Annotated in this window: 27 protein-coding genes; 3 read left to right on the top strand and 24 right to left on the bottom strand. The window is 36.5% G+C overall.

Annotated elements, in window-relative coordinates:
* Positions 1 to 21: 21 nt before the first annotated feature.
* The 3 genes from F9U64_RS10540 to F9U64_RS10530 form a co-directional block, all read right to left on the bottom strand.
* Positions 22 to 522: a hypothetical protein gene (locus tag F9U64_RS10540; protein WP_153403184.1), complete on the bottom strand. Its 501-nt coding sequence runs from the start codon at positions 520 to 522 to the stop codon at positions 22 to 24.
* A gap of 65 nt (positions 523 to 587) precedes the next feature.
* The gene (locus F9U64_RS10535; protein ID WP_153403182.1) at positions 588 to 1,091 is read right to left on the bottom strand and encodes an AAA family ATPase; all 504 of its coding nucleotides are present in this window, start codon (positions 1,089 to 1,091) and stop codon (positions 588 to 590) included.
* A gap of 46 nt (positions 1,092 to 1,137) precedes the next feature.
* On the bottom strand, positions 1,138 to 1,839 hold the full coding sequence (locus F9U64_RS10530; protein WP_153403180.1) for a CPBP family intramembrane glutamic endopeptidase: 702 nt from the start codon (positions 1,837 to 1,839) through the stop codon (positions 1,138 to 1,140).
* A gap of 89 nt (positions 1,840 to 1,928) precedes the next feature.
* On the opposite strand from F9U64_RS10530, the gene F9U64_RS10525 reads away from it, so the two are divergent.
* Entirely contained in the window at positions 1,929 to 2,654 is a 726-nt protein-coding gene (locus F9U64_RS10525) for a MerR family transcriptional regulator (protein ID WP_153403177.1), read from the top strand.
* 414 nt (positions 2,655 to 3,068) lie between these two features.
* Here the strand turns inward: F9U64_RS10525 and F9U64_RS10520 are convergent, their stop codons facing one another.
* The 8 genes from F9U64_RS10520 to F9U64_RS10485 all read right to left on the bottom strand — a co-directional run bounded on the left by F9U64_RS10520 (position 3,069) and on the right by F9U64_RS10485 (position 8,711).
* The gene (locus F9U64_RS10520) at positions 3,069 to 3,551 is read right to left on the bottom strand and encodes a GNAT family N-acetyltransferase (RefSeq protein ID WP_228275666.1); all 483 of its coding nucleotides are present in this window, start codon (positions 3,549 to 3,551) and stop codon (positions 3,069 to 3,071) included.
* Positions 3,552 to 3,722: 171 nt separating this feature from the next.
* Positions 3,723 to 4,154, bottom strand: coding sequence for a hypothetical protein (locus F9U64_RS10515; RefSeq protein ID WP_153403175.1), 432 nt, complete (start codon positions 4,152 to 4,154; stop codon positions 3,723 to 3,725).
* A gap of 52 nt (positions 4,155 to 4,206) precedes the next feature.
* Positions 4,207 to 4,752, bottom strand: a complete 546-nt coding sequence (locus tag F9U64_RS10510; protein ID WP_153403173.1) for a nucleoside/nucleotide kinase family protein — start codon at positions 4,750 to 4,752, stop codon at positions 4,207 to 4,209.
* Between the two features lie 43 nt (positions 4,753 to 4,795).
* Positions 4,796 to 5,617: a methyltransferase domain-containing protein gene (locus tag F9U64_RS10505; protein ID WP_153403171.1), complete on the bottom strand. Its 822-nt coding sequence runs from the start codon at positions 5,615 to 5,617 to the stop codon at positions 4,796 to 4,798.
* 421 nt (positions 5,618 to 6,038) lie between these two features.
* Positions 6,039 to 6,455, bottom strand: coding sequence for a hypothetical protein (locus F9U64_RS10500; protein WP_153403169.1), 417 nt, complete (start codon positions 6,453 to 6,455; stop codon positions 6,039 to 6,041).
* Positions 6,456 to 6,480: 25 nt separating this feature from the next.
* Positions 6,481 to 7,062 (bottom strand): hypothetical protein, encoded by a 582-nt coding sequence (locus F9U64_RS10495; protein WP_153403166.1) that lies wholly within the window; start codon positions 7,060 to 7,062, stop codon positions 6,481 to 6,483.
* Between the two features lie 43 nt (positions 7,063 to 7,105).
* Complete coding sequence (locus tag F9U64_RS10490) at positions 7,106 to 7,810, bottom strand: hypothetical protein (protein ID WP_153403164.1); 705 nt, start codon at positions 7,808 to 7,810, stop codon at positions 7,106 to 7,108.
* 379 nt (positions 7,811 to 8,189) lie between these two features.
* Positions 8,190 to 8,711: a hypothetical protein gene (locus F9U64_RS10485; RefSeq protein WP_153403162.1), complete on the bottom strand. Its 522-nt coding sequence runs from the start codon at positions 8,709 to 8,711 to the stop codon at positions 8,190 to 8,192.
* A 322-nt stretch (positions 8,712 to 9,033) separates the two neighbouring features.
* Between F9U64_RS10485 and F9U64_RS10480 the strand changes: the two genes are divergently transcribed.
* Positions 9,034 to 9,483 carry a DUF305 domain-containing protein gene (locus tag F9U64_RS10480; protein WP_153403160.1) on the top strand — a complete coding sequence of 150 codons (450 nt, stop codon included), beginning with the start codon at positions 9,034 to 9,036 and terminating at the stop codon, positions 9,481 to 9,483.
* A gap of 74 nt (positions 9,484 to 9,557) precedes the next feature.
* Here F9U64_RS10480 and F9U64_RS10475 read toward each other — a convergent pair whose 3' ends face one another.
* The 8 genes from F9U64_RS10475 to F9U64_RS10440 form a co-directional block, all read right to left on the bottom strand.
* Positions 9,558 to 10,031: a hypothetical protein gene (locus F9U64_RS10475; RefSeq protein ID WP_228275665.1), complete on the bottom strand. Its 474-nt coding sequence runs from the start codon at positions 10,029 to 10,031 to the stop codon at positions 9,558 to 9,560.
* On the bottom strand, positions 10,031 to 10,234 hold the full coding sequence (locus F9U64_RS10470) for a helix-turn-helix transcriptional regulator (protein ID WP_153403157.1): 204 nt from the start codon (positions 10,232 to 10,234) through the stop codon (positions 10,031 to 10,033). Before F9U64_RS10470 ends, F9U64_RS10475 begins: the two co-directional genes overlap by 1 nt.
* Before the next feature lie 169 nt (positions 10,235 to 10,403).
* A complete protein-coding gene (locus F9U64_RS10465; protein WP_153403155.1) occupies positions 10,404 to 10,961 on the bottom strand; it encodes a hypothetical protein in 558 nt (185 codons plus the stop codon).
* A gap of 239 nt (positions 10,962 to 11,200) precedes the next feature.
* On the bottom strand, positions 11,201 to 11,872 hold the full coding sequence (locus tag F9U64_RS10460; RefSeq protein ID WP_153403153.1) for an HAD family hydrolase: 672 nt from the start codon (positions 11,870 to 11,872) through the stop codon (positions 11,201 to 11,203).
* A 31-nt stretch (positions 11,873 to 11,903) separates the two neighbouring features.
* A complete protein-coding gene (locus tag F9U64_RS10455) occupies positions 11,904 to 12,206 on the bottom strand; it encodes a hypothetical protein (RefSeq protein WP_153403151.1) in 303 nt (100 codons plus the stop codon).
* Positions 12,207 to 12,256: 50 nt separating this feature from the next.
* The gene (locus F9U64_RS10450; protein ID WP_153403149.1) at positions 12,257 to 12,796 is read right to left on the bottom strand and encodes a DUF6609 family protein; all 540 of its coding nucleotides are present in this window, start codon (positions 12,794 to 12,796) and stop codon (positions 12,257 to 12,259) included.
* 163 nt (positions 12,797 to 12,959) lie between these two features.
* Complete coding sequence (locus F9U64_RS10445; protein WP_153403147.1) at positions 12,960 to 14,507, bottom strand: PTS sugar transporter; 1,548 nt, start codon at positions 14,505 to 14,507, stop codon at positions 12,960 to 12,962.
* Positions 14,508 to 14,628: 121 nt separating this feature from the next.
* Entirely contained in the window at positions 14,629 to 15,147 is a 519-nt protein-coding gene (locus F9U64_RS10440) for a hypothetical protein (protein WP_153403145.1), read from the bottom strand.
* Between the two features lie 240 nt (positions 15,148 to 15,387).
* Here F9U64_RS10440 and F9U64_RS10435 point away from each other — a divergent pair, with 240 nt between their 5' ends.
* Entirely contained in the window at positions 15,388 to 15,705 is a 318-nt protein-coding gene (locus F9U64_RS10435; protein WP_153403144.1) for a cupin domain-containing protein, read from the top strand.
* A 37-nt stretch (positions 15,706 to 15,742) separates the two neighbouring features.
* On the opposite strand, the gene F9U64_RS10430 is transcribed toward F9U64_RS10435, so the two are convergent.
* The 5 genes from F9U64_RS10430 to F9U64_RS10410 form a co-directional block, all read right to left on the bottom strand.
* On the bottom strand, positions 15,743 to 15,895 hold the full coding sequence (locus tag F9U64_RS10430) for a hypothetical protein (RefSeq protein WP_153403142.1): 153 nt from the start codon (positions 15,893 to 15,895) through the stop codon (positions 15,743 to 15,745).
* Positions 15,896 to 16,312: 417 nt separating this feature from the next.
* Positions 16,313 to 16,729: a hypothetical protein gene (locus F9U64_RS10425; RefSeq protein ID WP_194287335.1), complete on the bottom strand. Its 417-nt coding sequence runs from the start codon at positions 16,727 to 16,729 to the stop codon at positions 16,313 to 16,315.
* Positions 16,730 to 17,465: 736 nt separating this feature from the next.
* Positions 17,466 to 18,074: a transglutaminase-like domain-containing protein gene (locus tag F9U64_RS10420; RefSeq protein WP_153403140.1), complete on the bottom strand. Its 609-nt coding sequence runs from the start codon at positions 18,072 to 18,074 to the stop codon at positions 17,466 to 17,468.
* A 74-nt stretch (positions 18,075 to 18,148) separates the two neighbouring features.
* Positions 18,149 to 18,373 carry a hypothetical protein gene (locus tag F9U64_RS10415; RefSeq protein ID WP_153403138.1) on the bottom strand — a complete coding sequence of 75 codons (225 nt, stop codon included), beginning with the start codon at positions 18,371 to 18,373 and terminating at the stop codon, positions 18,149 to 18,151.
* Positions 18,357 to 19,109 (bottom strand): DUF4184 family protein, encoded by a 753-nt coding sequence (locus F9U64_RS10410; RefSeq protein ID WP_153403136.1) that lies wholly within the window; start codon positions 19,107 to 19,109, stop codon positions 18,357 to 18,359. Before F9U64_RS10410 ends, F9U64_RS10415 begins: the two co-directional genes overlap by 17 nt.
* Between the last annotated feature and the right edge of the window lie 98 nt (positions 19,110 to 19,207).

The raw sequence follows: 19,207 nt of genomic DNA, 5'->3' as shown, positions 1-19,207 counted from the left end.
CTTTTTTTTAAAAGCCTCCGCTTATTCAAGCGCAAAAATCCCTGTCACAATGGCCATCCACAGTTCATTCGGAATTATATTTTCATGTATGTCGACTTTGTACTTCTTATAATTTATCAGCTTGCTTAAAAGCGAGGATACCAAACTGCCTTGAACAATTACTCTTTGGTCAGAATCTTGAATTGTAAAAGACTTATGCGCCATAGCAAATTTTATATGTAAGACATCATTTTTCATCGCGAGAGAGTATTCGCTGAATACGGTGCTTTTTTTCGTAATAGGAATGTTACGAATGGTTGCTAGATGATTTTCATGGGGATCAGTAATGTCAAACTGAAATTTTTTTGGAATTGCTGTATTTCTAATCGTTGCTCTATACAATAATTCTGAGCTGCGATAAAACTTGTAACTTGGCCGAAATCTTATTTTCGTTTGAACAGTTACTATTTTGCCATTCTCTTCATTTCTGATGTGCTGTCGAAGAAAACCCAGTATCGGGCTGGTGTAATAGAACGTATTCATCTTATCACTTCCCCTCTGAGGAAATCCATTTGTTTTCTTATTTGGGAATCAGCATATCTGCCCAGTTATTTTGTATAGTCTAAGATCCACTCTTTTATCTTAAGTGCCACTTCCTCCGGGCTATTTTCAGTAGTATTAATGGTAGGCATAGCTGGATAATAAGCCTTGTCTGCATTTTCTGTTAACCATTTCGCAAACTCCTTATGTTCATGAATTAGTTCCATGCTCCAGCCTCTCTCTTTTAACCGATTTTCTCTTGTTTTATCATCACAATGCAAGTTTATGTAATAAATATTGCTAAAACAGCTATAATTATCACACTTTTCTACATCCCACGGCATTATGGTACCGCACAGAATAGTCATTCGACCACTTTTTGCTATCTCACTTGCAACAGTTAACCAGATATTTTTCAGTTTTTGCCAGTCCCCAACATCTTTGTATATTACATCAATATCAATCACGTCAAAGGCTGGCATAAGCTTGCGAATAGCTGGAACTGCTGTGGTTTTCCCCGTTCCGCTGGCACCAGTTATAATGAACAAAGGTAGTTTTGTATTATCATGCAAAATACCCACCTCCCAATTCTGTAATCATTTATATACTCTATATTTATCACAAAATGGTTAAAAGTACCATAACACCATTGGTTAAACCATGAATAATGATCGATGGTATGATCGAATTAGTCCGCTCATATGCATAAGCAAAAATAACAGCACTAAAGAAATTGACTGGCATGACATTGTAAGTTGGAATGTGAACGATGGTAAAAATTAACGAGCTGAGTAAAATAGCGCCTGTGAATCCTAACCGTGTACGGAACCAGCGGTACAGGAAGCCTCGATAAAAGATTTCCTCATATATTGGTGAAATAACAGCAGCTGAGATAAAGGCGATAAGAACCGTGATGACACTCACGTTCTGTTGAATGGCATCTGTTTTGCTGTTCTCCCAGGTATTCCCTATAAAACTAGTAAGCACAATAAGAATGACGCCACCAACCATTACGGCAACTGAGGATATAAAAATCAATTTCCAATCGTTTGCCCTGAATGGTCTTAGCCCTACTTCACTCCATGAAAGTCCTTTTGGTCTGATCGCAATAAAATAAACGCCTAATAGTAACGTTATGGCGATCGTTAAGCCCATTAATGTTCCTGCATACAGATCGTCATCAAACCAGTCAGCATAGATAGGTTGAACAACCAGTTTAATAACACCAATGACAAACACAAATTCAAGTAATAGCAATAAAATAAGTTCCTTTATCCCCCAACGATCCTGCTCTTTCCAGTTCATATGATTGATTTCCATACGTTATCCCTCTTCCATTATATGATATAATCCAATCATATTAGATTACGTTACGTCACCTGCAAACATTTTTTCAGGAGGGAATAAAAATGAAACGATGGACTACTGGGGAAGTTGCCAAACAGCGAAACATATCTATTCGCACACTGCGATATTATGATCAGATTGATCTCCTTCCACCAAGCTTTAAAGATGCGAGTGGAAAGCGCTATTATTCAGAGGAGGATTTATTTACATTAGAAAAAATAATAATTCTAAAATCACTTTCTCTTCCATTAGAAGATATTCGCAGTGTTTTGGCTAAATTATCTTATAAACAAATTCTCATTTCCCATTATAATTACCTGCAAGAGCAAATCTCGACACTTCAAACTAGTATCTCTAACACTAGTTCCTTAATTAATTTGATTGATTTGGAAGGTTCCCTATCATGGGAGCGCGTTTCCGAACTTGTTCAAAATTCACAAAAAAGCGCTAAAAAATGGACTGACTATTTTCAAAAAAGTGAATTGGCGATCTTACAAGAGTCGATTCCCAATCTCAGTGACAATGATGACACTACACAACAATACATTTCAATACTGCGGCAAATAGAATGGTGTATCGAACACAATATTAAGCCCCAATCAGAAGAAGTCATTCAAATCGCCACCAAGTTAACTGAATTATCCAATATTACTTTTCAAGGAGATGCAGAGTTGATCGATAAATTCTGGGAAGTAAGAAAACTTCCGGCCGAGGAAACGGGGTTATATCCGATTCCTGATGAGGTACTGAAGTTTGTGGAAGGGTGTATTGCTTATGCTACAGATTAACTGAGTTTTGGTAATTATTTTATAAGGGAGTTGGCTTGAATTATCCCTTTTTCAGTTAAAGCCGGGTCAGAAAAAAGTATACTTTTTGGTGGATCCAGGGAATGTTCTCCATGTCCGTGTCCTATAAAAACTAACTCCATAAAGTGAGACTTTGATCAGTGGGGGTTTATATCCCCCACTGGTCAATAGCAAAACTTATCAGGATGCTTAGCGTCTGTTATCTCCCACTTACCATCCTCGTGTTACTCGATACTTTTCGTTTAGGGAATTACAGACGGTTAGCGCTGTGATAAAAACTCCCATTTACAATTCTCATTGCTATCATTCTACTAAAGACAGATAATTCGAATTAAACAATGCGTTGCCGCTCTGAAATCTATCTTAAATCTTACACATTTTTAATTCAGTCTACTGTTACAACTTCAAAATCATCGTCTTAGATGTTCCGTCAAAGCCATAATCCTCAAAACCTAATTTCTTATAAACGTGAATGGCACAGTTGTTTTCCTGGTCTACACTCAATGATATCGACTTAAAACCCTCTTTTCTGGCATGTTCAATCATACTTTCCATTAACAAAGTACCTAATCCCCTGCCTCTAACTTCTCTAGTAACAGCAATGCCCAATTCTGGAGTTTGTGAATCCACATAACCATAGCCTTTGTTACCACTGTCAAATAACCTGTACCAAACAGCTCCTGCTCGTTGACCTTCCGAATTTTCTGCAATCAGAGCCTTATCTCCATGTCTTCCCCAGTTTTGATAATATTTTTTGATATGGTGCGAGCTCAATAATTCGTTTTTTGACGGTTTATTTTCAGGAATATGAATGGATTCATACAACATATCTGTTAAAAAGCTAACTTCCTTTCTCTCCATATCTCTAATACGAAACAATATATGTACCACCTTTCCAGTTACAACTTAATAACTATTAAAGTCCGTAGCTAAATTTAATTTTTCTGTGCGGTCTCACCCTTGTCTTACCCCAAAAATCATCATCAGTAATACTGTAAAAGATATACTCTGCCAACACTAGCACTTAATATAGTGTACTAGAGAATAATGTTACTTCTTATTAGCTACAGCTTCGAATGTAATAGTTTGATTTGGTTCTGTTGGATATTTCCCATATTGATAATCTGCTGATATTACTATATCTTCAAACCCAATTTGTTCTAGGAGCATTTTAAACTCTTCAATTCCATACCAACGAAGTGGAAATTGTTCTAATTCTGTCTGAATTAAGTTACCATTTCGCCGCTTTACATAGCGGTGGTGAGAAATAGTATACTGGTTAATATAGTCAACTTTGACCAACTTAGATTCTAATATGATCATATCACTTTTACTAGTTTCACACGTTCTTGTTGATACTTTGTCCTTTGTTAAATCTGTTTGCAAAAAAATATCAATAATAAGCTTTCCGCCGTTTGAGAGATGCTGATAGAAATTCCAAATATTATAGTAAAAGAAAGCAAAACTATTACTACAACTCAACGTTTGTCCATACAGTTACCCTTATGCTTACTTATTAAATTTGCTTCATCAGCTAATTATCTTTTCTTGCAATGTTCTTTGTAATAACATTTACAATCTCATTAATCGGTAATGTTCCATCTACAACGAGGTCAGAGTTTGGTTTGGTCGTTTCTAACATATTCAGATAACCCTGTCTTCCTCTCACAATATAGGTTTCTAAATCTTTTAAAATGATTTCGGTGGAGCTACTTTTAAAGTCTCGTCTTATTCGCCGTGCCAATGCTATGTCCAGTGGGGTATCAATAAAAACAGCATAGTCAATAAAATCACTGGTTTTCGTATGTAAATAAGCAAATGGGAAATCCAAGATCAAATACTCTAACGGTTCGTTGCGTATATTCTTTATGTCTCGAATGAGGGGGGATAGATCCCATTCATCTGGATTCCCACCATTATCAATCCATTCCATGATGTCTTCAGGACCAGCAAAATCGTAGTCATCAAAGTAAAGTGCTTGGCTGTTTTGCAACTTATCTTTTAGCTTAGAAGTAATGGTTGTTTTTCCTCCACCCGATACCGCAGCAATTGCGATCACAATCGGCAATCTTTTTTCCATAACTACCTCCAATTATCATAAAGCCTATTTTTATTAACTTATTTCAAAAACGATGAGGTTTCGTTCCACATGCTAAAAGAAAAATCATCATTGCATAGGAATCCGGATTGTGTAATTGATCATAAGCATTTTTAACAGTTTGGAAGTCGGCTTCAGATAAGGTTCCATTTTTATAAAAGTGCTCAAATCTTTTAGGATTAAATTGCTCGTTAAATCCCTCCTTGCCAACTAAATCACTGTGAACAGAGACTGCCTCTAGATCGATGTCAGTAAATCCGGCACTTTGAAATAATCTCGGTAAGCTTCGGCCAATTTCACGATTTCCGCCGGCTTTTTTCTGCATCTGAATGAGCTTATCAATAACAGTGCGAAGGTTTTCCATACCCGGCTGTATTGCACCAAAGATACCATCATCTATATCGATGATCACTAACTTCCCCCCAGGTTTTAATACCCTGAATATCTCTGCTGCCGCTTTTATTGGTTCATGTAAATGCAGGAAAATTAATCGCGCTATAACAAAGTCATAACTATTATCAGGAAGGCCAGTATCATATACAGAAGCATTGATAAATTCGACTTTTTTATTATGCTTGTTTTGTTGTTTGGCACTTTCCAGCAACTTTTCGTCTACATCTAATGCGGTTATCTCACTATTTGGCAGGTTATCAGCAAGTTGTTCGGTAACGAAACCTGGTCCATACCCAACTTCTAAAACTTTCTTCCCATCTTCCAGACCATGCCATTTTAAGTATCTGTATTCCTTCTCCCACCCCATTAGTGCTTGTGCTTTTAGCCGATTAATCTCTGCATCAATGCCAATGTTGGCATTGCTTGCATGATAAGTTGAATAGGAGGGTTTCACTTTCTCACATCCTTTTTGCATTATGCTCTATATTTAATTTTACTCCTTACAATTCTAGCATGATTTTCCTTTTTATTTTATAAAAATTAAAAAGCATTCATCGTTATTGAAGAAATGCTCTTGGAAGTTATAATTATTATTCTCATACACTTGGGACTCTGATGAGAATGTTGATTGAAAGATAATTGGAAACCTAAGGTAGAGATGCATTCTTTCAAAGTTATAACAGGCACCTTTTACGAATTTACGTTTTTTTACCTAACACGAGGGCGATTTTCTTCGTAAGAGGACTTATTTACTTTACGGATATGTTGAATTGTTGAAAGTCAATAATAAGTCCTACTGCCTTCATGATATCATAGCCGATAATACCATCTAACTTTAGACCGTAATCCATTGCTCCTAGATTTATCCTACATACCTACCCTTTTGTTTTAACCTCTACCATCGTAACCCGATCCAAATTAAAAGTCTCCGTTTTTCCATTCCAGTTTACTCTCACTTCCACCTGCGTATTTTCATCAACTTTTGCATTCGTTGGATTTGCTTCACTGCTTTCTTTGAGTACTCCCTGATCGTTTAAAGTAGCGCCACTTTCTCCAAAGCTTCCAACACTATCGACATGATAAGTAAACTTTCCAACAGAATTAACATCAACCCCCTTATACTCCAGTACCAAATCCTGCGTTTCATAATCATCATTAGTTTGTGTAACTTTTAAATTTGCCGACCAATCTTCTGTCTCTTCAGAAAAAGTAAATGTTTTGGAGTCTTCTACACCGCAAGCTGCTAACAATAAGAATAAAGACCCCAATAATACCGCTATCTTTCGATTCATATACTTCCGCTCCTTTATTCCTTTATCAACGATTAATTTTGATAACATCTGGTACTTTATCTAAGTGCTCAATCCTCTCCAATTTCCCTTTGGATGGTGAGCGTTTATTCCATGAAAAGCTAATTAAATACTCTTGATTTTCTTCAATTAATTGAAATACATTAAAAGAAGTCTTCACTCTCTTGTCCTGAATGATTAAATAATATTCTCCGTCAAGTTCTTGTTTTTGCGTCACTTCGAATTTCCCACCAGTAGTTACTTCCTGGAATTGATGCTCAGTAATAAAAAAGATGATCACAATAGAAGCAATAATCACGAAGGTTTTTGCTATTGTTCTTAAATTCGGCTTTTGCCTCCCTCTCAATCTTAAGTATTTACTTAAAGAGAGAATATAGATAAGAAACAAAGCAGGAACTGCAAATATCGCTATACTAAAAGGTAAATACATGATTTCATGAAGATTATAATTAAAATCGGCAATTGCTTGTATCCTGCCAAGCTGAAACCCTATAAATGCTACGTATATAAAACCCAATAACCAGTACAGGACTGCTTTTTGCAATTTGTAACTTTTTTCTAATTCAGTAAAATATTCACTAGTATACATTTTCCCCTCCTAACTCCTTTCTTGAAGTAGCTTCTGGACAACTCTATGTATCATCATGCCCTAAGATATAATCCCTTGTTAACTCAAGCATTTGCTCATGAGTAGTTTCCTCACTGTCAACCATATAACCAGCATGATAAACAAACCCATCATGATAGGCATAAATCTCATTTGCAGAATCTGCCACAACACTCAGCCTCTCATTGGCTTCATCAAAATCATAATAGCGATAAACAAGGGAACTATTCATTGTGATGATTTGCTGGAAAACAGGTAAACCTTCCGTTAGCGTGTATTTCTTCAATTCGTTTCCAGCATAATCCAATTTATCCGTCATATCGACTTCTGTTAATGGATTTTGTTCAACTTCTGTGATGGTCATGATAAAAAAATCTCCTGGGTCTGACTTACTATGATAAGTTAACTGCACCTGTCTTTGGAGATCTCCCTCCTCATTTTCAGAGGTTACCAGATAGGCGATTTCCTTTTCCACTTCAAACGGCAATCGATTGGTATCTATGGTATTTACAACATGATTCGGGAAGGAAGATTGCAACTCCATTATGGGAACAGGCTTATAGTATGTAATATTTTCTCTTTGATCAAGCCGATCATAGCTTTTGAAAAACTCGCTGTAAGTTATGTCGGTCCCGTCCACTTCCTCTAATCCCGCTTCATCAGCAGAGCAGCCAAGCAGGAAACAAGATAACAGAAAGAACAGCAACTGTATCTTTAATAAATTCTTCATTTGGATTTTCAATTCCACCTTTTTTATATTACTTTATTAATTTTCTCATATATTCTAACACACTATTCCATTTATTGTTTTATATGGTAAAAGTGAATGAGTGTTTACAGTTTGCAGCCCTGACTGACTATGCTAGTCGATTAAATGGTTTAATATCATTTGCAAAACCGAGTTAGAGCTTCTTCTCCAGATATGTTTTTACGGTTTCCTCAAATGATAAATCAGAATAATAAGCAGAGAATTTTACGTTCTAGAATTCTATTAATCTAATAAGAAAGCGGGGATGTGAGTAAATCTGCTTTTTGAGTTATTTGTTGTCAGAAAGTTGTTTTATATTGGTCCAGCATTTGTTGTTCCTTCAAAGTCTTCTATTGTTTTACTAGAATGGATTTGAATTATTGAAAAATGGTATGATCACATCCTCTGTAGCTGATTCAAATTTGCGTCTCATTTCTTCCGGAGTATCGTAATAATCAAACTGGAGTGCTTTTTGATAAGTATTAATTGTGTCGATGATCGTCTGTAGTTCTTCCCTAGTGGAGTTTTCCTGTGCTTCATCCTTGAAATCCTCTAATAATTGATAATTATAGCCATATAAACTGGATGAAAACCATTCCAATTTATCTGGAAGAGAAATCTGCTCACTCAGCATTAGATTAGCGTAATTAACATTTAATGCTTCTGTCAGTTCCATTTTATCGATTTCATCAGTATCTTGCAGTGCATTTCTTAAGTTGATTTTGAGAGCTTCCTGATTATTCACAAATTCTCTAAATAAGCGCTGTTCATTTTGTTTTATTGTCTCTTTAACTTGAAAATGATCCCCTAGAAAAAATGTTACAAGCACTACTGCTATAATATTAATTATAAAACTGATAAGAAATAATTTCTGGTACTTCAATTTCCTCCCCCTTTTAAAAATCCAACTGAAAATTTGTCTTAAATCGACATTCAAACCAGTAAATAAAACTTTACATCCCTTATCACGCAGAAATACAGAAAGCGGCAGCTTATTCTTTCAGGACTTGTTGGTTTGGAATGGGCATGGAAGTCCTTACTTTCAACTTTTAAGGATATAATAACATAACCGTTGATATTACTCATCTTACTTTTACCTCCTCCTTGTTACTTAGTAATAATGGTTCTTCATTTGCTGAGAAGTTTATTTTCATATCTACCGGGAATCAAAAACCATAAGGCAATATGATGAAGGAGTGAATGTAATGAAGCCTTATCTCAAATTTGCAGGGATGGTTGTAACCTCTACCATCGTCATGTTCATCTTCAAGTATTTGAGTACCTTTCAGCTGAACCATGTATTTTTCAGTGAGACAAGGGTATATATGGCAATTCTGATGGGTGCAACCATGGCTATTATAATGTTAATTTTTATGCGTCATATGCTGAAAAACCGCAAGGCCAATATTGGAATTGTTACAGGCAGTGTCGTTGTATTTGCTCTGTCACTGTTCCTGTTACGCAGCCAGACACTGGTAGATGATACGGATTATATGGAAGCAATGATCCCTCACCATTCGATTGCCATATTAACAAGTGAACATGCGGAAATATCTGATCCGAGAGTGCGGGAACTTGCCGATGAAATTATTCAGGCACAGCGAAAAGAGATCGATGAAATGAAGAATTTGATAGAGGATCTTGAAGATGAATAGTGCTATTCTCTTTCAATTAGTAAAATGACTCCCAATATGAGCTGGGAGTCATTTTATTAACTTTTATTGTAGAATCACTCTTCGGAATATTTTCTATTAGGTATAAGCGCAGTAATAAGTCCAATTAAATTAGGTGGAATGCTTACTAACAAAAACAACCAGTTATTCGTCAAAATCGAGACAATTGTAAAGACAATGACAGATATGCCAATTTTCACACGAGAAGGCTGCAATGGAGCTGTACTGGTCATGTTGACCGACATAATGATCCCAATCATACCCCAACTCCCTACGTGAGCCAAAAGAAGTATACCTAAAACCATTGCTGTGCTTAATTCCACCCCAAACATGATTAACGAAAAGAAAACATAGATCGCTCCTAATGTGACATACCATGCATAAGATCTTGCCTTTTGCCAGATATGGTAGTAAAGCTCATCCAGCCCTCTGTTTTCTTTCGCTTTCTTCCGACCAAACCACCAGCCCAAAACCCCGAAAAGCATGCCCCCATACAGTCCTATGATCCCTCCGATAGAAACCTCCATCATTACATTCTCCCTTCTTCGAATAGAAACACTTCTTCAATCGTGCAATGGAATGCTTTTGAAATATTGTACGCCAGCTCTAAGGATGGATTAAATTTTCCTGATTCAATTGCAATGATCGATTGACGTGAGACCCCAACTTGTTTAGATAATTCCTCCTGCGTAATCTTCTTCAGTTTTCGCAATTCACGTATTCTGTTTTTCATAAAGCCTCCTTGATTAATGTTAAGTAAACTTTACATTTGTTGATAAGTAAAGTTTACTTAACATTTCATGATATGTCAAGCAGGCTTTACATTTTTATTTAAAAAATGAAAAAGATAATTTACGTGGGGAGTCTTTGAGGCATGATAGCAAGAATGTTGGAGGATTATGCTATGATTCAGTATTTTCAATTGCATGTCTGAACTCCTCCAATGATTCATTCTCATATTCCAGTTCCTGGAGTAAGGCCCTCAAATAGCTATTTACTCCTTTATCGTTCGCTTTAGACAGTTGAACAAGATCGAAGTTTTCCTTGAGGTAATTCATATCTTTTAACCATATAGTAAGCGGATTCATTACAGCGTTATTTGCATTATCCTTTCTAATCATTTCCTTTAAATCTGAAGATATACCACGATAAATAGTTAGCAATTTTGCAATATTATCATTTCCCCTGTCGCCAGGCTCCACATCTTCCAGGGTCCATGCTGATAATGTCAAACTCCAATGCATCGCTGTTAAATATTCAACTTTTTCATCGAGCGCTAACTCATCATAGTTCTCTTTAAGTGTCTCGCCAAAGCTTAGAGAATACGTTAACCCATTATGAATTTCTTCAAAATGCGCCAGTTTTGCTTCGTCTTTTTCACCGATTACTTGTTGTAACATTACCAAGTTCAGCAATACAGATAGGATAAGTGCCATTGTTATAAGGCTGCTTCTTTTCATAATTAAACACCTCAGTTATTAAAGTGAAGATCCACTTTTCCTGCATCCTACTACATTATTTTCTTTAAACGAACCGAACATCCATCTCATGTTGTAAGTTTTGTATTCGAGAGCTATCATAAGTGCGATTACGTAATATAATTATAACTAACTCTTTTTAAACAGAAATATTATGACTACCAAGCCTCTTCGTTAAACATAAGATCTTCCTCATTACCTAGTTCGTGAATGAAGAAGACTCAATTTATTATTGCATCCAATTCATTAAGACTGTGTATGACATGGACATCCAAATGTGATGTTCTGTCATTCCTATTTATCCATATCCCTTTCATGCCGGCATTTTTACTAGGAATGGCATCAGTCTCCATTCTATCCCCTATGTAATAACATTCGTTTATGTTCACATTTGCTTGATGACATGCTTGTTGAAAGATAGTTATATCAGGCTTAGATACCCCTAATTGGCTTGAGGTTATAACATGGTCAAAATATTTATGAATATTTACAGTTTCTAATTTTTCCATTTGCTGTTTATACTCTCCATTACTAATAATACCAAGGCTAGTACCCTGTTTTTTTAATTTTTCCAAACAAGGGATAACGTCTTCATACACTACCCAATTTTCCTTGTAGAAACTAAGATAATCATTGAATTTGCTATCAGCTAATCGATCACTTAAGTTATTACCAAATAATTCTTTCATCCTCATTCTCCGTTGTTCCTGAAAGGATAGTTCCCTTGCCAAAAACTTATTAAAGTATTGAAGAGATAATTCCAGCCATAATTTTACAAAGTCACTTTCATTAAATTTTAATTCTTCCTTATTCACCTTTAAAAACTCTATCGCTGCCATTTTCTCTGCTCTTTCATGATCGAGTAATGTAGAATCAATATCAAAGAATATCACGTTGACTCTCCCCAATTCTTTTTCTCGATTATTAAAGCCAATAATAACCAGAATGCTTTTTATTATTCACGATAGCGATTGTCAAAGGAATGGCAGCTAAAATAATATAAATAATAATAAAAGTAGTTGTTGGGATGTTTGCTAGTTTTTCAACCAGACCCATCACTATGAAAAGGAAACCTAATAAAAATGCAGATAATGCTGCTCCTTTTTGATAGGAGCGAACATCACTAACATAGCTTTCAATATTTTTCCTGAGAAAAATCCTTTTATCTAATAAGTGACAAGTCCCATGAACAATCATGGCTATTCCTAAAAATAGTTGGGCAAACATCTTAAACCGTCCTTTCTCTAGTTAGTTCTGTCTGTTGAGCGAAAATCGCGTCAAGTGTAATTACTCACAGGCTGTGGTTTCATTCCCAGCATCTTGATCCCAAAACCGATTTTTACCATACCATCAATCACTGCAATTAATAAAAATGGAACACTTGCTGAAAATATTCCAATCAGGGCGTTTACTACTAAAATAGCTCCTAGTATGATCATCAGTTTTCCTTGAGAAAAATAAAAACCAAGGAAGTGAAGACCGATGATCAAAAAGATACATAGCCACAATAATCGTAAGTTATCAATACCGATAATCCACCCGCAAAGTGTGCAAAGAAGGATGGTGACTGCAATCATAATATTATCCATTCTGTCCTGAAACTTGGAATTCTTGCCATATGCCAGTCTGTTATTAACAAAAGGCAACCCAAGGATCAGGAAAAATCCAATAAAATAGCCAAATCCCATTATATATGGTTGAATAAATAAGTCACCAGCAACAACCGCCGCCAAAATAATAATGATCCCAATATAAACAAGCCAAACTCCTACCGTTCTTTGGTTATTATATTCTCTTTTCACTATACCCGTATCCATTTTTCTCCCCCTTAAAAAAATACCCTTCTTTAATCTTAATGAATGGATAGACTCATTAGAATATTAATTCAACAAAAAAGTGACGATTCCTGCTTGGAACAACGTAAAGTGCTCTTTCGCTGAATATTAAAAAGAAGCGGACATAAATATCCGCTTCTCTGCTTTATTTCTTTACTCTGTTCATGGAATTCACGACAAATGTAATCATAAATGCTAAGATACAAGGAACGAGCATTGCGATAACAAAACCAAAGGCATTGTTCGCTAAAAGTGGAGCGGTAAATGTTGGCACATAAGCGGTTCCTCTGATATCGAACATGCCGACTAATGCACCGCCTACCCCGCCAGACAGCAACGCACCTGCAAAGATCCATTTATTGGAGAACATAAACGGATAGGCTGATTCAACAAAGGTACCAAATCCCATATTTATAAGAAAGCCTGGCCCAGCTACTGCTGCTTCCCCTTTATCACGAGGACGCACGATATTTGCAAGGTTAATACCAGCGGCAACCATGACGAGCCCAACCATATCAATCGCACCAAGAAAACTATTGCCCGTTTTCTCCATCTCCAATAAAACAATCGGCAAAATAGCGGCATGATAGACACCGCCGATAATCGCCGGCCAGATCAGCACACCAGCGATCACACCAGCCAGAATTGGATTAAATGCGACTGCTGTCTCAATCAATTCTTTTATTCCATCTCCAATAAACAAAGCAACAGGTGCAATCAGATAAAATACTAATAAACCAGCAATAAGTCCTGCAAAACCCCCTGCAGCGATGTTAACGGTTGTCATTGGAAAACGCCATTCAACAAATTTTTGAAATAAAAAGCGTACAAGCAATCCTGCCAAAATACCGCCAATCAGGCCGCCGATAATGCCGCCATCAACTGATAGGACACCAGCGATCACACCAGCAACAATGGAAACCTCGTCCAATTCGGAGATCTGTTTTGCTGCAATTACCGCAATCACGACAGGCACTGCACCGATAAGCACATCAAAAACACTGCTCAAGGCATCAAGTCCCGGTATTTTACTTAATGCGAGAATCAGCGCCATTGCGATAAAGCCAGGTAAAGCAGACATCATTATACCGCGAATATTAATGTTTTTCAGTCCATTTCCTTTGGTTACCTTATTATTGCCGCTCCCAAGAATCGGGCGGTAAGTCAGACCAAACTCCTTGCTTAATGCAGTAATGAAGGAAACCGCACGAGTACGATTGGTTGTACCAGTAGTACCAGAAGTCGAGATGACGTTGGCTCCCTTTGAAGCAATCATAGCCATGGATGTGCCGCCTGTTCCGACAATCGGTACCTTTTTTCTTGCAGCAGCTTCAATAGTTTTTCGGTTGGTATTCTCTGGATCCCCACTCATCACAATTAAACCATCAATCTGTCCTTGCTCAATTTTTTCCGCAAGTTCTTCATCTATTTGCTGTGCTTCCTGATTGATTTCTACTAAACTAGCTTTCTTCCCGTCAACAAATGTGCCGGCATTCAAACGCCACAGTGACGCCTTTGTCGCATCTTTGGCATAATCCATCGATTCCTCTGCACCGATAAATTGGACACTTTCCATTTGAATTCCTGCACTTGCTGCCTGTTTTTCGATTTCCTTTAATAGTTTGGCAGGATCTTTACCGCCTAAATTAAAAAGATTCCCGCCACTGCTTCCAATAATTGCAATTTTCTTCATGTCAGTAACCCCTATGATAGATTTTTTCAAACATTTCTCTATTATAGGATAAAGTAGTTTATTACGCTAGTGTGGTAAAGTGTTTTGTCGATAAATTCTGAAAATTCCCGCTTTTGGGCAGTTATTGTATTGCAGGCAACTCTCCTGTATGTGTTTTTCTTGAAGATGTAAAGGAAAGATAGATTGTTGTAATAATACAGAATAATAGCGTCAGGTGAAAAAGGATATGCAATGTATTTGGAGCAAAACCATTCATCACTGGCAGGAAAGTGTGCGTATCTCCAAACATCTGCTGATAACTTTCTGCCATTTGTTCCGCACCATAACCAAAAAAGTAGGGAATCCACCATGATATTAAGACTCCTGCAAAAATACATACTTGATGGATTAACAACCATAATTTGATCCAGACCGGATATTTTTTACCCAGAAAAGGAAGGATCAGTACGATTAAGAGTAGGATTTGGCCTGCATTAATTGCTGTAACCGTAAGTAAACGATTCAATGAATGTTCCTCCCGAATCGCTTGAACATCATTTAACGTACCTAATGGAAGCCAGTCTTGCACAATCATAAATAATAAAATTAGAATAAGGCCTGATAATAATAGTTTTTCCGAAGTGCGGATTTCTCTTTTCATGATTTTCCTCCTTGGCATCTACATACTATATTTTGGTATTACAAGAAAATCATATCTCTAAAAACACCATCTTTCTATAAAGCTATGGTCCAATTTTTTTTAAGACTTGAGACTTAGGAAATATGTTTTTTATATTCTATTCTCTGTTTCTTCACTTTATATACAAACTTGAGCAGGAATTTACTGGTTCTTCTCGAATTGAATTAGTACCAGATACTAATTGGAAGGGAGATAATTTTGATGGATCATGTGAGTAGTATTGAGGCAAAATCGATTGAGTGGAAGCTTGTAGATGAAGGTGTTGAAATCTCGATTCTGCGATCTGAACCTGGCGAGGTACGAGCATTACTCCGTTTTGCACCTGGGAAAGGCTATGCTCGGCACCGCCATCCTGAAGGCGAGGAAGTTTTCGTTGTGGAAGGGGTATATGAAGACATGGGAACAGCCTATGAAGCTGGCTCTTACATTTACTATCCGCCGAATAGCGATCATGCGCCTACCAGTCCAACTGGATGCACGATTTTGGTTATGTCGCCTGTTGCTCCTGTGAATATTTGATTTTTTCAGTAAGGATTTAAATAGCTGGATGGCAAAATTACATACTGCCATTAGCAAAGAACATGGCAATTGCCAGAAATAACATGATTGATAATAACACTCTTATCCAAATTACCTTGGTACTGTATCCAGCTTTTCTTTCCAAATGATATATATATAAATTTGTCAGGATGAAACCGATGAATATCAATGTAAAGCCTGCTAAATCTGTTTGAATCATATTGGTTTTGATTACTGTCAGAGGATAAGCACCGTACCCACAGTACCAATTATTATATTTAAATAAGCTGCCATATTTTTATGCTCCAATTTTTTCACCTCTAAACATCTTGCTCTTCCTATCAAATCAGCCTTATCCAGAAGGAGATTTGATAGGAGAACTGCCTCTACCTATCAAATCTGCTATACCCATAAGGAGTTTTGATAGGAAAATCGCATCTACCTATCAAATCTGCTATTCCTATAAGGAATTTTGATAGGAAAACTGGCTCTACCTATCAAATCTGCTATACCTATAAGGAGTTTTGATAGGAAAACTGGCTCTACCTATCAAATCTGCTATCCCTACAAGGAGTTTTGATAGGAAAACGGACTGTGTCTCACAATTTTATTCATCTGGATCAATTACTTTGATGACTGGCGGGGATTTGGAAATGATATGTACATGATGTTCAATACAAGCTAAAGAGTAATGTGTCAATTCATAGTCTGGAAGCCTATACTCTTTCTGTACAAAATCAAAAAACTTAGACTTCTCATAGATCCGAAATGAATCTCCCCGAAATACTTCATCATCATTCCAGTTAGTATAATCATCGTATATAACGGAATAAGTAATATAATTTTTAAAGTCAATTTGCAGGGTTTCTGCTTTGCTGTCGGCATGTGGGAAAATAAGCAAATCTGTTGCATTACTGCTTATGTTTACTATAATTCTTAACTGTACTTCCTTCGTTTTCGATTCAGAAATCTGTTCAAATGAAATTTCATAATCTTTTAATTTTATCAAATCCTCAAATGTCATGATCATCCCTCATTCCGCTGTTATTTTAAGCCTGCTATTTAATAATGATTTATAGCTTCAGGTATGACCTTATGGAGTACTATTTTATCGCTACAGGTAATAATCACATCAAATTCATTTTCTGTACTCAAGGTCGCACCCACCAAACCAGCTGTAAAATTTCCTCTGACAATTTCATAACCTATTTTATACTCAATATCTTTTCCATCATTCATTTTTTAACAAGATGTTTTAAAAGTTCATTCAATTGCTTTCTTCCTTATCATATGGTGCAGCAAGCGGTTTTACTGTATAATTAAGTTAATATTGTATCTTAATTACATTTATAATATCTTTCTGGTGGTGTTGATAGATTGAGAAAATTTTTAACTGGGGTTTCCGTTCTATGTTTCTTGTTTTCGGCCTACATAGCTATGCATCTTTTTCAGACTTGGAATTTTGACTTTATTGAGCACTCATATGGGATAAATGTGTTCACGTCTATTTTTGTAAGTGCTTTAGGTGTTATTTGTGGTTTTTTCTGTAAAAAAGGAACTACGCGATTAAGTTTAGTAATTTTGAACTTCTTACTATTCATATACTTAGGATTTTATTGGTATGTCGCTGTATAAGGATTCCAAGAAGCTTAAGATAACAGCAATGATCCCTATATTTTAGACACGATCTCGTATTGAAACAATGTATTCATAGATACTCCTCCAAATAAATCTTTTGCCTAAAAGCTCATATCAAAAAATTATAACCAATCAGGCAGTCGTTTCTTATACATTTCCATTGCATCTGTATTCGCCTTTAGAACAGCAATTGTTTTGTCATTCGGTTTGGTGTAAATGGTGGGGTAATCGATCTCTTCATATTCTTCTTGAACTGTGAATGCTAATTTTTCTTCATTGATGGAAAACTCTGCCTGCACACCAGGTTTATTACCACGGGCATCAACTCTTATCCATCGCTCTAAGGAAGGTAGAAAAACTCCATTTAGTGTATGGAGACAATAACCTTTTTCTGGTGTATCAAATATCATCAGCCTTTGATAACAGAAACCAGTTGGTATTCCTTCCGCTCTCAACAGTGCTGCCAATAAGTTGGATTTGGCATAGCAAATACCCTCTTTATGCTCAAGCACATCGGACGCTTTGCAAGTCACTTTTGTCCCCTGAATATCCCAGGAATGAGAAATATGATCCCTGACAAACTCAAAAGCTAGCTTCACTTTTTCTAGATCCGTCTGTTCCGCTGTGAATAATTCCTGTCGTTTGGCCTCGATGAGTGGGTGAGAATAGTCTATAACCTCTAGTTCCTGGAGATATGCCTGTTTATTATTTGTTTCTAGTATTAAATTCATCTCTTAACTCCCCTTTAACTTAATAATCTGCCAATCAGTAAAACACTTCCCAATATAATCGATAAACCTAATGTTTAAACGATGGTAACAACACTTCTCGTCATTCCCTTCCAGCCCCTGACGCCTGAAAAACCAAATACACCAAACAGAAAGGTAATTATTGTCATAACCAGAATGATCACTAAAGGATGAACGCCGTATGGAGCATGACTAAACCAGCCAGTGAATGAATAGATGGCGAACAAAAATATACAAAAGAATGAAAAAATAAATGACCAAACATTAATTTTCTCCTGCATTATGCTCCTCCTTCACGAATCTTCTAAAATAAATAGAAACAACCAATAAACTAATTAAAGCGGAATCTATTATTCTCACAACAATAATGCCGAAAGAAGCAAAAGTCAGACTATCAATCAGGTACCATAGAGAAAAGAAGAGTGTGGAAAGCATCGCGATAAGACACCAGTAGATCCACTTTTGTCTTGGTTTTGCACCACCTTCTGCTGTGTTTGTTGCTGCTCGAAAATAGATATATGCCAGAATCGCCAGAATACCAGCGATCGTTCCGCCATGCTGGAGCAACTTAAAAACAGGAATCGTACGATCAAACAGGTCAACAGTATAGGTAAGGAAAGATAGATTTCTCACCATCAAGCCGTCTAAATGGGTGAAAGAATCCCAGGCTACATGTGTCAGCATGCCAAATAGAGCAGAATACAGGAATATGATCACGTTTAAAAGCGAGCTGCTCCTTGCTTTCTCGGGAGGTTTTTCCCGTAAAATTGTTGGCAGATGATCATATAATGACTGATGAATCCATATTTTATAAATAAAATAAACAATCACAACTACTGGCAAATTTAAAACAAGAAAGCCAGTGAATGTATGGCCAATTGTTCCATAAGGCATCCCACGCAGAAAATATTCAAAATCTGGTGACATACTTCCTAACACCATTGCCAGAAAATTAACATATTTACTTTCGCGCGAAAAAGGGAGAACTGCTGCTGGATGGGCAAAAGTTAATGACATTTTTCTTCACTCCTCTTGTGTATAGACTAACTTTTTGCTGTCCCATCTTTCATAAAAATACCTGTCAATAACAGCACCAGCCCAATGAGAAAAAGGAC

Source organism: Gracilibacillus oryzae (genome assembly GCF_009498735.1).
Taxonomy (GTDB): domain Bacteria; phylum Bacillota; class Bacilli; order Bacillales; family Amphibacillaceae; genus Gracilibacillus; species Gracilibacillus oryzae.
This window is presented reverse-complemented; position numbering and strand designations above follow the sequence as displayed.